Raw genomic sequence first — 14,218 nt, forward strand, 5'->3', positions numbered from 1 at the left:
AATTACCCCTTTACCGCACCGGATGTCAGGCCAGCGACGATGCGCCGCTGGAAGATGAGAACAAAGATAATGATCGGGATGGTGATGACCATCGCGCCCGCCGCGATCGACCCGGTCGGCTCCTCGAACTGCGAACTGCCGGTGAAGTTCGCGATCGCCACGGGTGCGGTGATTGCCCGCTGCGTCGCGGTCAGCGACAACGCCAGGAGCAGGTCGTTCCACGCGAAGATGAAGACCAGGATGGCCGCCGTGACGATGCCCGGGGCCGCCAACGGCGCGATCACCTTGCGGAAGGCCTGGGCCGGAGTGGCCCCGTCCATCTTGGCGGCCTTCTCCAGATCCCATGGGATCTCCCGGAAGAACGCCGACAGTGTGTAGATCGCCAGCGGCAGTGCGAACGTGATGTAGGGAATGATCAGCCCGGGCCACGTGTCGAACAACCCGATGCTCCGCCACAGGTTGAAGATCGGGGTCACCAGCGAGATCTGCGGGAACATCGCGATCAACAGGGCTACGCCCACCAACAGCTTCTTGCCGGGAAAATCCAACCGTGCCACGGCGTAGGCGGCCATGCCGCCGATCGCCACGGCGATCACCGTGGTGATCAGACCGATACCGATCGAGTTGATCAGTGCCGAGGTGAAGATGTTGCCACTGAAGATGCCCTTGTAGTTGTCGAACGTGATCTTGGTCGGAATCAGCTTGCCGTCCTTGACGCTTGACGTCGGTTTCAACGACAGCGACAGGATCCACAACACCGGTACCAACGCATAGAGCACCACCAGGATGTTCACGATCGTCCACCCGGTCGCGCGCCGCGCACCCACTCGCTCGGTCATCGGTGTCCCTCCACGTCTGCACCGGGCGCCGACGCACCGAAGATCTTGATGAAGATGAACGCGATGATCGCGACCGACAGGAAGATCAACACGCTGATGGCCGAACCCAATCCGAGGTTGAATGCCTTGAACAAGTTGTCGTACCCCAGGATCGACACCGACCCGGTGTTGTTGGCACCTCCGGTCAACACATAGATGTTGTCGAAGATCCGGAACGCGTCGAGGGTCCGGAACAGCAGCGCGACCAGGATGGCCGGTTTGATCAGCGGCAGAATCACTTTCACCAATCGCGTCCAGGCTCCGGCGCCGTCGACCTGGGCAGCGTTGAGCAGATCCTGCGGCACCAGCGCCAGGCCGGCGAGCAGCAGCAGCGCCATGAACGGGGTGGTCTTCCACACTTCGGCGAGCACGATGATGGCCAGCGATGGCAGCTGCTCGGTCAGCGGGGCGCTGCCGTCGGGTAGCAGGTTCGCCAGGTAACCGGTACCCGGCGTCCAGGCGTAGTACCAGCTGTAGGAGGCCGCCACCGTCACGATCCCGTAGGGGATCAGCACCGCGGTACGGACCACACCCTTACCGAAGATGGTGCGGTGCATGACCAGTGCCAGCGCCATGCCGAGTACGAACTCTATGGTCACCGAGACGACGGTGATCGCCAGCGTCACCGCGAACGCCGTCCACCAGTAGCGGTCGGTGAGGATGGTCTGGTAGTTGGCGAACCCCACAAAGGCGGTGTCGTCGGGGGCCGCCAGGTTGTAGCGCTGCAGGCTCAGCCACACCGCATATCCGATGGGGTACGCGGTCACCGCAATCATCAGAATCACGGCGGGCGCGATCAGCGCGAACGCCAACTTGCGTTCGGACGTGCGGTTGTCGGTGCGGCTCATGGAATCAGCCCCTTGCCGTCGATGGCCTTCTGCACCTGTTCGGTCAGCTCATCGGCGGTGTGCTCCGGATCGATGTCGGTGATCGGGGCCAGGGTGGCCGAAATGCGGGTGGACACAGCCTGATACACCGGGGTCGCGGGACGCACCGCGGCGTTGGTGAGCTGCTCACGGATGATCGCGTACTGCGGGTACTTGGCCTGGAACGCCGGATCGTCGTAGAGCGACTCGCGCACCGCGGGCAACCCGCCCTCGACCGAGGTGTAGCGCTGGTTCTCGACGTTGCGCAGGCATCGGATGGCGTCGAAGGCCTCGGCCTTGTGCTGGCTGGTCTTGGCCACCGCGAGGTTCAGCCCGCCCAGGGTCACCTTGGCCGGCTCCCCCTCGCGCACGCCCGGATAGTTGGCGAACCCGAACACATCTTTGCTGGCCTCGTAGGCAGACTCGAACTGTTCGTCCGTGGGCGAGAAGGTGCCCAGATCGTTGATGGCCCCGGCGAGGTCGGCACGCTCGTTGAGCGGCAGGAAGTTCACTCCGCCCTTCACTGCGTTCTCCAGCAGCGAGGGCAGCACGAACGGCCAGTTGACCTCGAGGGCGGCCTTGCCCTGCTCGAGTGCGAGTCGGGCAGTCCCCTCATCGGTCTGGGTCACCGACGGATCGGCGCCGGGCGCAGTGGCAACCGACTTGATGATTTCCAGCGCCTTGACCGTCGCCGCACGATGCTCCGGTGTATCGGTCAGCGTGACGGTCTTCCCGTCATCGGAGAGCACCTGCCCTCCCGCACTGGCCAGCAGGGTGTTGAACCACACCACCAGGCCCTCGTACTGCTTGGCCTGCACCGCAATCCAACTGGGCTTGCCCGCTGCGTGCAGGCGGTTCGCCTCAGACACCATACCGTCCCAGGTGGACGGCGGCTCAGCCATCAAATCGGCTCGGTACCAAAGCAATTGGGTGTTGGTGGTGATCGGTGATGCGTACAACTTGCCTTGCCAGCGGGCGGTCTCCAGCGGACCGGGCAGGGTGTTGTCCAGCGCGTCGGATTCCGCCTCACCCGCCGGATCCTCTGATAGCGGGACCGCCCAGCCCGCCTCGGCGAACTCGGCGGTCCACACCACGTCGAGCGCCATGATGTCGAGGGTCTTGTCGTTACCGGTCAGCCGCCGGGCCAGCTGCAACCGTTGGTCGTCAGCACCTTTCGGCAAACTCACCTGCTTGATGGTGAAGCGGTCGCCGAGTTCGGAGTTGCAGCGTTTGGCAACGGCGGTGAAAGTCGCCATCTCGTTGGCCGGCGTGTAGTAGTTGATGACGATCCCGCCATCGGCCTTACCACACGCAGACAGCACCGAGGCCGTCGTCAACGCGGCCACTGCCGCAGCACATAGCCGCCGAGCGCGCACCGCTGTGCCTCCCGTTCGCATTCGATGTCGCCGCCAGAGCGGCTCCCGCGCGCAAACCGTAGAGCTCTGCCCGCTTATGTGCAACAGTTTGGGCGTGCCGCGTCACAATCGTGACCTGCGGACATTTGCCACCGCGGCCGGCCCGCGGCCGCATATGAGGTCAGATCGTCAAGCGCGCCAGCAGATCCCGACCCTGCTCGGCACTCTGCGGATCGCACAGAACGTCGTAGCGGCCTGCGACCAGCTGCATCGTCGAACTGAAATCTCTTGTGCCGCGAGCCATCGCATAAGGGATGGCAGAGGTGATCAAGCCGAAGAAGACACCGGCGACCAGGCCGGTGAGCAGTGCGCTCCACGGGTTGGGGCTGAAGAAACCCAGGATCAGGCCGATGAACAAGCCGAGCCAGGCACCCGACAGCACACCACCGCCGAGCACCTTGGGCCAGCTCAGCCGACCGGTGACCCGCTCGACTTGCATCAGATCCACCCCGACAATCGTCACCTGCTGCACCGGGAACTGTTGGTCGGACAAGTAGTCGACGGCACGCTGGGCCTCCGCGTACGTCGGGTAGGAACCGATTGGCCAGCCTTTGGGCGGCGTCGGCAACGCGCCGCGCGCAGCGGGCGCGGCACCCGGTGTCTGACCGGACTGAAATGGGCTCGTCATCGATCTTCACTCTCCTCCGCACCGCCTGCTCGGCGGCGGCTCTCGTTACAGCAACGCCCTGGCACCGGATTTGGTGCCGCAGTCACGCGACCGGGGCGTTGCCGTCCGTGCGCTAGGTTGATCAGCATGACAAACCCGGACGGCAACGCGGGCGAAACGCCGCCATCCGACCCCGGCTCCCAGCCGTCGGAACCGTTGTCCGGCGGCTACGAAGCACCTTCCATCGAGCATTCCCAGGATCGGCCGCACAGCGGCGGGGCGCAACCGTCCTACGAGCTGGGACCGCAGAGCTACGAGGCCAGCCCGCCGTATCCGCCCGCGATCGACTATCCCGCGGACATCCCACACGACTACGCGCCGCCACCGCCGTACCCGGGCGCGGCCGGCTATCCCCCGCCCTATCCCCCGCCAGTGCCCGGGTATCCGCCTCCGCCGGGTTACGGCATGCCGGGATACCCCGCGTACCCAACCGGCCCCGGATACCCCGGCGGCTACGGGATGTCGCCGTCGGGCACGACCAACAGCGTGGCCATCGGATCGCTGGTGGCCTCGATCATGTCGCTGCCACTGCTCGCGATGTGCGCGATCGGACTGCTTCCCGCCCTGGTCGGAATCGGTCTCGGGATCACCGCGCTGAACCAGATCACGCGGAGCGAGCAGGCGGGCTTCGGTCCGCAGGGCGGGCAATCCGGCTTCGGTCCGCAGGGCGGACAATCAGGCCGGGGCCTGGCAATCGCCGGCATCATCATCGGCGTGCTCGGCACCCTCCTCAACGGGGGCTGGATTCTGTTGTTCCTGATCGGCATATCCTCCACGTAGCAGGCCGCATCGAATTGCGGTGCGGCACTGCACGACCCGCCTCAGCTCGGCGGCCGGAACGGTTCGGCCAGCCGAGTCATCCCAGCCGCCCGGCCCTTGCCTGCGACCACCAGCGCCATCTTCCGGCTGGCCTCGTCGATCATCTCGTCGCCCAGCATCACCGCTCCCCTGGCCCCACCGGCGTGCGAGGTGTGCCATTCGTAGGCGTCGAGGATCAGCTCGGCATGGTCGTAATCGGCCTGGCGTGGGCTGAAGATCTCGTTGCCCGCCTCGATCTGGTCCGGATGCAGAACCCACTTGCCGTCGTAGCCCAGCGCGGCTGAACGGCCGGCCACCCGGCGGAACCCGTCGACGTCGCGCACCTTCACGTACGGCCCGTCGATCGCGTTGATACCGCGGTTGCGCGCGGCGATCAGGATGCGCATCAGCACGTGGTGGTGGGCGTCGCCGATGTCGTATCCGTCGGGCTGCCCACCGACCTCCAGGGTGCGCATGTTGAGGCTGGCCGCCATGTCCCCGGGGCCGAGCACCAGCGCCTGCACGCGTGGGGCCGCCGCGATGGCGTCGATGTTGGTCAGTCCCTGCGCGTTCTCGATCTGCGCCTCGATGCCGATCCGGCCGGGTTCCAGGCCGTGGGTGGCCTCCAGCTGGCTGAGCAGCAGATCGAGGGCCTGGACATGGGCCGCCTCGGTCACCTTCGGCAACACAATCAGGTCCAAGTCGGTGCCGGCGGCCGCAACCCCGGTGACCACCTCGATCACATCGGCGTAGGTCCACGGTGTGGTCCAGTCGTTGACCCGCACCCCGCGCAGCTGGCCGGCCCAGCCGTCGTCTGCCAGCGCCGCCGCCACCTGCGTACGGGCCGATTCCTTGGCCTCGGGAGCGACCGCATCCTCCAGGTCCAGGAACACCTCGTCAGCGGGCAGGCTTTTGGCCTTCTCGATCATCTTCAGGCTGCTTCCCGGAACCGAGAGGCACGTTCTACGGGGTCGATACGTGTTCTCCACGACAACACTCTCTACCCTTTGACTCATGGCGGCGGTGAACAGGGTCTACGCGGCCCGGCTAGCGGGGATGGTGGTGCTGGGTCCCGACGGGGAGTCTGTCGGCCGTGTCCGCGATGTGGTGATCAGTATCAGCATCGTCCGCCAGCAACCGCGGGTTCTCGGCCTGGTCGTCGAATTGCTCACCCGGCGAAGGATTTTCGTTCCTATCCTGAGGGTCACCGCGATCGAACCGGGTTCGGTGACACTGGCCACCGGCAGTGTGTCGCTGCGCCGCTTCGCCCAACGCCCCGGCGAGGTGCTGGTGTTGGGCCAGGTGCTGGAGACCCGGGTGCGGATCGACGATCCGGATCTGGAACAGCTGGCCGGAATCGACCTCGTGGTAGTCGATCTGGGCATCGAACAGACCCGGACCCGGGACTGGGTGGTGACCCGGGTGGCGGTGCGCCCACAGCGACGTCTGGGGCGGCGCAGCAACATCCACGTCGTCGAGTGGCAGAACGTGCACGGGCTGACCCCGTCGGGTCTCGCGATGCCCGACCAGGGCGTGGCCTCGCTGCTCGAGCAGTTCGAGGGTCAACGCCCGGTCGAGGTGGCCGAGGCGCTCCGCGAACTGCCGGTCAAGCGGCGCTACGAGTTGTACCGGGCCTTCGACGACGAGCGTCTGGCCGACGTGCTGCAGGAGCTGCCCGAGGACGAGCAGGCAGCGGTGCTGCGCCAGCTGAAAACCGAACGCGCGGCGGACGTCCTCGAAGCGATGGATCCCGACGATGCCGCCGACGTCCTCGGCTCCATGACCCCGGCCGACGCCGAGGCGCTGCTGCTGGAGATGGACCCCGAGGACTCCGAGGATGTGCGACGGCTGCTGGCCCACTCACCCGACACCGCGGGCGGTCTGATGACCAGCGAGCCCGTGGTCCTGGCGCCTGACAACACCGTCGCAGAGGCGCTGGCGCGGGCACGCGACCCGGACCTCACGCCCGCTCTGGCCTCGATGGCCTTCGTCACCCGGCCGCCGACCGCCACTCCGACGGGTCAGTACCTGGGCTGCGTCCACCTGCAGCGACTACTGCGAGAACCCCCTTCCGCCCTGGTGAGCGGCATCATCGACACCGACCTGCCGAGTCTGAGCCCGGACGATTCGCTCGCCGCGGTGACCCGCTACTTCGCCGCCTACAACCTGGTGTGCGGGCCGGTGCTCGACGAGGAGAACCACCTGCTGGGTGCGGTGTCGGTGGACGACGTGCTCGACCACATGCTGCCCGACGACTGGCGGGAACGCGATGAACCCGAGCTGCCGGTGGCGGGCTCATGAGCGAATCGACCGCGCGCCAGCGGCTGGACACGCCGCGCACGCGCCGCAGCTTCGGGTTGCGCGTCGACGTCGAAGCCGTCGGCCAGGTGGGAGAATCCGTCGCCCGGTTCCTCGGCACCGGCCGATATCTGGCGATCCAGACGATCTTCGTATTGATCTGGATCGCGCTGAACATCGGCGTCTTCGCGTTTCAGTGGGACCCCTACCCGTTCATCCTGCTCAACCTGGCCTTCTCGACCCAGGCCGCCTATGCCGCCCCGCTGATCCTGCTGGCCCAGAACCGGCAGGAGAACCGGGACCGGGTCTCGCTGGAGGAGGACCGGCGCCGGGCCGAGCGGACCAAGGCCGACACCGAGTACCTGGCCCGCGAGCTGGCGTCGCTCCGGCTGGCGGTGGGCGAGGTCGCGACGCGCGATTACCTGCGCCGCGAGTTGGAAGAACTGCGCGATCTGATCACCGAACTCACCTTGCCGGCCGATACCGAGCGCGCAGTCGCGAGCAAAGCCGACGGCGGCGAGCGCAGGTCCAAACGCAGTGGTTGATCTCGCTGTCAACGATTGTCGTAACAACAGAAACCAGGACTATGTATGGTGACTTGGTTCACAACATGGTATTTGGCCAAAGCTGACCTAAGGACGGGTAAGTGCGCGTAGGGGGAGGAGCGGTGATCGCCACCGCTCGGCGCCGGATGAGCCAGCTTGTGCGCTCACCTGCGCTCGGCGTAGCCGTCCTGGCCCCCATCGTGCTGGTCGCCGGCGCCGGATCGGCCGCCCCGGGTGCCGGCGTGTCCAACACCGCCGTCACCCCGCTGGCCTCTGTCGAACCCCAAATCGACCGCTCGGGTCCCGCGGTGGTCGCCGCGGCCAGGCCGCCGACGAACTTCCGCATCAAGGCGATGAACACGATTTCGGCTCCCCCGCCCGCGTTCGTCGTCAACAGCCCTGGCGCCCTTGGCATTCCAGGAACATCACTGAAGGCGTACCGCAATGCCGAACGGATGATGGCCGCGGCCTACCCCGGCTGCGGCATCAGCTGGAATCTGCTCGCCGGTATCGGGCGGATCGAATCCGGGCACGCCAACGGCGGCGCCACCGATGCCCGCGGCACTGCCGTCCGCCCGATCTACGGCCCGGCACTCGACGGCACCTTGCCCGGCAACGAGATCATCATCCAGAGCGCGCAGGCCGGACGGGTCTCGTACGTCCGGGCCATGGGGCCGATGCAGTTCCTGCCCGGAACCTGGGCCCGCTACGCCTCCGACGGCGACGGTGACGGCAAGGCCGACGTGCAGAACGTGTTCGACTCGGCGCTGGCCGCCGCCCGTTACCTGTGCAGCGGCGGGCTCAACCTGCGTGATCAATCCCAGGTCATGACGGCCATCCTCCGGTACAACAACTCGGTGGCCTACGCCCGCAACGTCCTGGGCTGGGCCGCGGCGTATGCCACGGGCGTGGTGCCGGTCGACCTGCCCGAGATCACCGGGTCCATTCCGCCGATCGGCGATTCCCATCTGGACCACGCGGAAGGCCTCGGCCCGGGACTGCCCGCGGATGCCACCGGGCTCCCCGCAGGCGATCCGCTGGCCTTGATTCCGCTGCTCAACCGCAATGAGACCGGTACCCAGAACGTTCCCGGTTTCGCCCCCGGGCAGGTGCTCGGCCCGTTGCCGGGTCCGGCGCAGGCCATCCCGTCGGAGACGCCGGCCGCCCCGCCGCCGTGGGTCCCGCCGTGGGAGCAACCGCGTCAGCCCGCGTGTGTGGTGTTCTGCCTGGGCGAGCAGGCTCCCCCGCCGCCACCCGCCCCAGGACCGCCGCAGGCGCCACCTGCGGCGCCCGCTCCGATCGGCCCCTTGGCCCCGCCGCCGGCCCCGGCTCCGGCTCCGGCTGGCCCGCCGATCGAGGCCGCGCCTTCGGCACCGGTACTCGGTCCGATGCCCGGACCGGCCCCCGGGCCCGCCCCGGGACCGGCCTGAGGCCGGGCTGAATCCTGGTGGCAGTGCCGTCGCCGTAGACTCGGCGGTGATGTCCGAATCTGCCACTGAGCTGCAATCCGCGGTTCGCGCCGCGCTGGCCAAGGTGATCGACCCCGAATTGCGGAAGCCGATCACCGAACTTGGCATGGTCAAGAACATCTCGATCGAGGCCGACCAGGGCGTGCACGTCGAGATCTACCTGACCACCGCGGCCTGCCCCAAGAAGAACGAGATCGCCGACCTGGTGAAGGCTGCCGTCACCGACGTTCCCGGCACCGGCGCCGTCAAGGTGAGCCTGGACGTGATGAACGACGAGCAGCGCGGCGAATTGCGCAAAATGCTGCGCGGCGATTCCCGCGAGCCGGTGATCCCGTTCGCCCAGCCCAACTCACTGACCCGGGTCTACGCGGTGGCCTCCGGGAAAGGTGGCGTCGGCAAGTCGAGCGTGACGGTCAACCTGGCCGCCGCGATGGCCGCCCGCGGGCTGTCCGTCGGCCTGCTGGATGCCGACATCTACGGCCATTCGGTGCCGCGCATGATGGGCACCGGCGACCGGCCCACGCAGGTCGACTCGATGATCCTGCCGCCGATCGCCCATGACGTGAAGGTCATCTCGATCGCGATGTTCACCCAGGGGAACACCCCTGTGGTGTGGCGCGGGCCGATGTTGCACCGGGCCCTGCAGCAGTTCCTGGCCGACGTGTACTGGGGCGATCTGGACGTGCTGCTGCTCGACCTGCCACCTGGCACCGGCGATATCGCCATCTCGGTGGCCCAGTTGATCCCGGGTGCCGAGATCCTGGTGGTGACCACTCCGCAGATGGCTGCCGCCGAGGTGGCCGAGCGGGCCGGTGCGATCGCCCTGCAGACGCGCCAGCGCATCGCGGGCGTGGTGGAGAACATGTCGGGCCTGCAGATGCCCGACGGCACGGTCATGCAACTGTTCGGTGAGGGCGGCGGCCGTCAGGTGGCCGACTCGCTGACCCGCTCGGTGGGCGCCGAGGTGCCGCTGCTGGGCCAGGTTCCGCTGGACCCGGCGCTCGTGGCGGCCGGTGATTCCGGTGTGCCGCTCGTGTTGTCGGCGCCCGAGTCAGCGGCAGGCGCCGAGCTGCGCAAGATCGCCGAGGGATTGTCGGCCCGCAAACGCGGCCTGGCCGGGATGTCGCTGGGTCTGGATACCACCCGCCGCTAGGTGGCGTCGGGGTCGAACGTCGTGCCGGCCGGCTTGTCTGCCGGCGTGGCGGGCGGTTCGGCCGCGGGCTGCCCGTTGAGCGCATCCGCCGGCCGGTCGCCCGGCACCGACGGCTGGTCCGTCTTGCGGTCATCGAAGGCACCGGTCAGGAACGAGTCGTCACCATCGAGCAGATGCTTGGTGATCGCGGCCCGCGGGGTCATGCCGCGCAGCTTCTGCAGATCGGCAAGGGGCTGCCGGAGATCGTCGAACTCCGGGCCGAGGTCCTCGCGCAACTGGCTGGTGGCACCGCTGACGTAGTCACGTGCCTGACGCAGGGCATTCGATGTCCATCGGATTGCACCGGGCAGGCGCTCGGGCCCCAGGATCACCAAACCGGCGATCACCAGGACCAACATCTCTCCCCACCCGATGTTCGCAAACATTGCTACTGCGCTTTTTGATCGTCGCCGATCGGCGTGACCATGAACGTCATCGGCCGACCGTCGCGGAGCACCTCGATCGGGGCTTCCTGCCCGATCTTGAGCTGACGTACCGCGACCACCATCTCATCGGCGTCGGCGACCTTGCGGTCCCCGACCTTGACCACGACGTCGTTCTCCAGGATGCCGGCCTTGTCGGCCGGGCCACCGGCGTTGACGTTGCGGACCTGAGCACCCGAGGCCACGCTGTTGCTCACCGTGACGGCGCTGAGCAGCAACGTCGGATGCGCGACCTTGCCGTCCTTGATCAGGTTCTCGACAACCTGCTTGACCTCGTTGACCGGGATCGCGAAGCCGAGGCCACTGGCGCTGTCCGACAACGACTTTCCGGCCGTGTTGATCCCGATCACCTCGGAGGACATGTTGATCAGCGGGCCACCGGAGTTGCCGTGGTTGATCGAGGCGTCGGTCTGGAGCCCGTCGATCACGGTGTCGGTGTCGGAACCTTCACCCGAGAGCGGCACCGGCCGGTGCAGCGCGCTGATGATGCCGTGGGTGACCGTGCTGCGCAGCCCCAGCGGGGCGCCGGCCGCGATGACTTCCTCGCCGACGCGCACCTTCTCGGAATCACCCATCCGCGCCACGACGAGGTTGTCGACGTTGTCGACCTTGAGCACCGCCAGGTCGGTCTTGGGGTCACGGCCGACCAGGTTGGCCGGTACTTCCTTGCCGTCGTTGAACACGACGGTGATCTGGTAGTCAGCCGGCTTGCTCGCGGCATCGGAGATCACGTGGTTGTTGGTGACGATGTAGCCCTTGCCGTCGACGACGACGCCGGAGCCCTGTGAGCCCTCGGTCTTGCTCTTGGCCTCGATGGTCACCACCGAGTCCTCGACCGCCGCGGCGACCGTGGCGAACCGGCCGGCGTCCGGCGACGGGAGGTCACCGGTCTCCAGCGTCACCTTGGAGGTGGTGAACGCCTGCACGGTGCCTGCCGTCTTCTGCCCGACCCAGCCGCCGATGAAGGCGATCAATCCGGCGACGATGAACAGGATGAACAGCGACGGCCACGACACCCGGCCGCCGAACAGCACCTCGCGGGCGCCCAGCTTGCCGATCGGGGCCGCCACGATCACGGGTGCGGCCGGGGCCTGTGCGGGTACGCCCAGCGCCGGCATGGCGCCCGGATCGCGCCAGGGATCGTCGAAATCGTCGTCACCGGCGTACTTCTCGGCCTCCAGCGCGCCGGCGTCGGTGGGGTGGCGCTGCAGTGAGTCACCGGCACCCCCGGGACGTCCGAACGCCTCGGCCAGCACCGGATCCGGAGGTTGGTCCTTGGGGGCGTACTCGCCCTGGTCCTGGTACTTGTCCGCACCGAGGAACGAGCCATCGACGCCGGTGGGACGGCCGAACGTCCGCTGCGACAACTGGTCGACGGGAGGCCGCTCGACAGGGCGCGGTTCCAGACGGCCGCTCTCGTCGGACTGGTCCTGGTTGGTCACCGGTGTATCACTCTCTGTTGGAGCGCCCGCCCCAGCCAGATAGGCCGACGCCGGTCACTGATCGCCTTGTGTCCAGCCTACCGGCGCTTACGCCGACTCTGCGTCGGGTCATCAGCAAAGGGAGGCTGTTCATCGACCTCGGCCGAAGGCTGCGGGCTGTGGTGCGGTATCTGCGACAACAGTCCCAACAGGGAATTCGGAATGGCTATCGGACAGGAGTCCCGCAATGCGGCCCGGGCCTGGCCCTGGGCATCGACCTCGGCCGCGCAATCCGGGCACAGGGACAAGTGGTGTGCGGCCCGAAGGTGAGCGCTCATCCGCAGCTCACCATCGACGAAGGCCGCGATGGCCTCGGTCGAGAGGTGCTCGGTGGAACCGAACTGGCGAGGCGCGCCGACCGGCGCATCGCTCTGGGAAGCGAACTGCGCGGGCAGCCAGGAGAATGCCCGACGGAACACATGTCCCGGGTCGACCATCGCCCAGCTCCTCTCGCCACGACCAAATGTCCTGACCCGAATGTAGCGCGACCGGGCGCGCTGGACACCAACCACCGCTAGGCGGATTTGGCGGTTTCCGGCGAGTTCTTCGCCAGATAATCGCGCAACGCCTGACGACCGCGGTGAATGCGGCTGCGCACGGTTCCGAGCTTCACGCCCAGCGTGGCACCGATTTCCTCGTAGGACAGACCCTCGATGTCGCACAGGACCACCGCGGCGCGGAACTCCGGCGCCAGTGAGTCCAGGGCGGCCTGAAGGTCGGCCCCCAGCCGCGAGTCGTGGTAGATCTGCTCGGGGTTCGGGTCGTCGGCGGGCACCCGGTCGTAGTCCTCGGGCAGCGCTTCCATCCGGATGCGGCCACGGCGACGGACCATGTCCAGGAACAGGTTGGTGGTGATGCGGTGCAACCACCCCTCGAAGGTTCCCGGCTGGTAGTTCTGCACCGAGCGGAACACCCGGATGAAGGTTTCCTGGGTCAGGTCCTCGGCATCGTGCTGGTTACCCGAGAGCCGGTAGGCCAGTCGGTACACCCGGTCCGCGTGTTGACGCACCAGCTCGTCCCATGACGGCATGGCGGCCTGGTCGCCGGTGGCGTCGAAAACCGCGGTACCGGTCAATTCATCGGACGGCTCGACCCACTCGCCCGCGGTGAACTGCTCCAGATGTGCCATTGACACCGGGGCGTGTTGGGTGGCGGGGTTCGAGGTAACAGCGGTGGTGCTCGTCGGATCCTCCTGATCACAGATTTCACTCAGCTCAACACGACTGATCACTTCGTTATTCCGATTGCTGTCCTGGTTGTGCTGGGCAGTGCGCCAGCGGGCGCCGTGTTCCATGCGGATACCGTTCCTGATCCCGGTGTGGCGGATATATGAGCAATCTGAACTTTCCCTGAGAATGCCGACGATACGTCCGGTCACCTGCCCGAACCAGCGAATATCCGTCGGTGATAACCGCCACGCACGGGCGTGTCGCGACGGCGCCCCCGGGGTCTGGCCTACGCTGCGGGCATGGTCAGCTCCAACCCCGGTCACGCCGAGGCGATCGTCACGCATGCCGAACGGTCGATCTCCGAAGACGAGATCGTCGCGGCTGCGCGTGAGCGGGCCGAAGAACTCGGCGCAGGCGCCGTAACCCCGGCGGTGGGAGCCCTGCTGAGCGTGCTCGCGCGGCTCACCGGGGGCAAGGCGGTCGTCGAAGTCGGCACCGGCGCCGGCGTCAGCGGGTTGTGGCTGTTGTCCGGCATGAGCGACGACGGCGTGCTGACCACGATCGACGTCGAACCCGAGCATCAGCGCATCGCCAAGCAGGGGTTCCACGAGGCCGGTGTCGGCCCCGGGCGGACCCGCCTGATCAGCGGGCGCGCCCAGGAGGTGCTGACCCGCCTGGCCGACGAGTCCTACGACCTGGTGTTCATCGATGCCGAGCCGATCGACCAGCCGCAGTTCGTGACCGAGGGGGTGCGCCTCCTACGTTCCGGCGGCGCGATCGTGCTGCACCGGGCCGCGCTCGGCGGCCGGGCCGGCGACGCCTCGGCCAATGATGCCGAGGTCAGCGCCGTGCGCGAAGCGGCCCGGCTGATCGCCGAGGACGAACGACTCACCCCGGTGCTGATCCCGTTGGGCGACGGCCTGCTGGCCGCCGCTCGAGACTGACTTTCCTCGCTTCCCTCCCGGCCTCACCCCTCGCTTTGGGGTGAGGCCGGATT

The 14,218-nt window shown here is 67.4% G+C and carries 15 protein-coding genes; 6 read left to right on the forward strand and 9 right to left on the reverse strand.

Annotated features, from left to right (window positions below):
* Positions 1-2 precede the first annotated feature (2 nt).
* From ACWEFV_RS08810 to ACWEFV_RS08825, 4 genes are all read right to left on the reverse strand, one after another.
* The gene (locus ACWEFV_RS08810) at positions 3-827 is read right to left on the reverse strand and encodes a carbohydrate ABC transporter permease (RefSeq protein WP_210115690.1); all 825 of its coding nucleotides are present in this window, start codon (positions 825-827) and stop codon (positions 3-5) included.
* Between the two features lie 8 nt (positions 828-835).
* A complete protein-coding gene (locus ACWEFV_RS08815; RefSeq protein WP_135457251.1) occupies positions 836-1,726 on the reverse strand; it encodes a carbohydrate ABC transporter permease in 891 nt (296 codons plus the stop codon).
* Positions 1,723-3,120, reverse strand: coding sequence for an ABC transporter substrate-binding protein (locus tag ACWEFV_RS08820; protein WP_450069864.1), 1,398 nt, complete (start codon positions 3,118-3,120; stop codon positions 1,723-1,725). The genes ACWEFV_RS08815 and ACWEFV_RS08820 overlap by 4 nt, the downstream gene beginning before the upstream one ends.
* A 160-nt stretch (positions 3,121-3,280) precedes the next feature.
* Positions 3,281-3,787: a general stress protein gene (locus tag ACWEFV_RS08825; protein ID WP_135457255.1), complete on the reverse strand. Its 507-nt coding sequence runs from the start codon at positions 3,785-3,787 to the stop codon at positions 3,281-3,283.
* Positions 3,788-3,913: 126 nt separating this feature from the next.
* On the opposite strand from ACWEFV_RS08825, the gene ACWEFV_RS08830 reads away from it, so the two are divergent.
* Positions 3,914-4,606: a DUF4190 domain-containing protein gene (locus ACWEFV_RS08830; RefSeq protein WP_450069865.1), complete on the forward strand. Its 693-nt coding sequence runs from the start codon at positions 3,914-3,916 to the stop codon at positions 4,604-4,606.
* 41 nt (positions 4,607-4,647) lie between these two features.
* On the opposite strand, the gene ACWEFV_RS08835 is transcribed toward ACWEFV_RS08830, so the two are convergent.
* Entirely contained in the window at positions 4,648-5,613 is a 966-nt protein-coding gene (locus tag ACWEFV_RS08835; protein ID WP_135457259.1) for an HpcH/HpaI aldolase/citrate lyase family protein, read from the reverse strand.
* Positions 5,614-5,638: 25 nt separating this feature from the next.
* On the opposite strand from ACWEFV_RS08835, the gene ACWEFV_RS08840 reads away from it, so the two are divergent.
* The 4 genes from ACWEFV_RS08840 to ACWEFV_RS08855 all read left to right on the forward strand — a co-directional run bounded on the left by ACWEFV_RS08840 (position 5,639) and on the right by ACWEFV_RS08855 (position 10,089).
* Positions 5,639-6,925, forward strand: a complete 1,287-nt coding sequence (locus ACWEFV_RS08840; protein ID WP_450069866.1) for a magnesium transporter MgtE N-terminal domain-containing protein — start codon at positions 5,639-5,641, stop codon at positions 6,923-6,925.
* A complete protein-coding gene (locus ACWEFV_RS08845) occupies positions 6,922-7,467 on the forward strand; it encodes a DUF1003 domain-containing protein (protein ID WP_135457263.1) in 546 nt (181 codons plus the stop codon). The genes ACWEFV_RS08840 and ACWEFV_RS08845 overlap by 4 nt, the downstream gene beginning before the upstream one ends.
* A gap of 146 nt (positions 7,468-7,613) precedes the next feature.
* Positions 7,614-8,897, forward strand: coding sequence for a lytic transglycosylase domain-containing protein (locus tag ACWEFV_RS08850; protein WP_450070158.1), 1,284 nt, complete (start codon positions 7,614-7,616; stop codon positions 8,895-8,897).
* Between the two features lie 49 nt (positions 8,898-8,946).
* Entirely contained in the window at positions 8,947-10,089 is a 1,143-nt protein-coding gene (locus tag ACWEFV_RS08855; protein ID WP_167857941.1) for an Mrp/NBP35 family ATP-binding protein, read from the forward strand.
* Here ACWEFV_RS08855 and tatB read toward each other — a convergent pair.
* From tatB to sigE, 4 genes are all read right to left on the reverse strand, one after another.
* Positions 10,086-10,514: a Sec-independent protein translocase protein TatB gene (gene tatB, locus ACWEFV_RS08860; RefSeq protein WP_135457267.1), complete on the reverse strand. Its 429-nt coding sequence runs from the start codon at positions 10,512-10,514 to the stop codon at positions 10,086-10,088. The two genes, ACWEFV_RS08855 and tatB, sit on opposite strands and share 4 nt — an antisense overlap.
* Positions 10,515-10,516: 2 nt before the next feature.
* On the reverse strand, positions 10,517-12,013 hold the full coding sequence (gene htrA, locus ACWEFV_RS08865) for a serine protease HtrA (protein ID WP_135457269.1): 1,497 nt from the start codon (positions 12,011-12,013) through the stop codon (positions 10,517-10,519).
* Positions 12,014-12,090: 77 nt separating this feature from the next.
* Positions 12,091-12,489, reverse strand: coding sequence for an anti-sigma E factor RseA (gene rseA / locus ACWEFV_RS08870; protein WP_064932063.1), 399 nt, complete (start codon positions 12,487-12,489; stop codon positions 12,091-12,093).
* Positions 12,490-12,566: 77 nt separating this feature from the next.
* A complete protein-coding gene (sigE, locus tag ACWEFV_RS08875; RefSeq protein WP_353653690.1) occupies positions 12,567-13,346 on the reverse strand; it encodes an RNA polymerase sigma factor SigE in 780 nt (259 codons plus the stop codon).
* A 174-nt stretch (positions 13,347-13,520) separates the two neighbouring features.
* On the opposite strand from sigE, the gene ACWEFV_RS08880 reads away from it, so the two are divergent.
* Positions 13,521-14,165, forward strand: a complete 645-nt coding sequence (locus ACWEFV_RS08880; RefSeq protein ID WP_064932061.1) for an O-methyltransferase — start codon at positions 13,521-13,523, stop codon at positions 14,163-14,165.
* The last annotated feature ends 53 nt before the right edge of the window (positions 14,166-14,218 follow it).

Source organism: Mycobacterium sp. NPDC004974 (assembly GCF_053600815.1).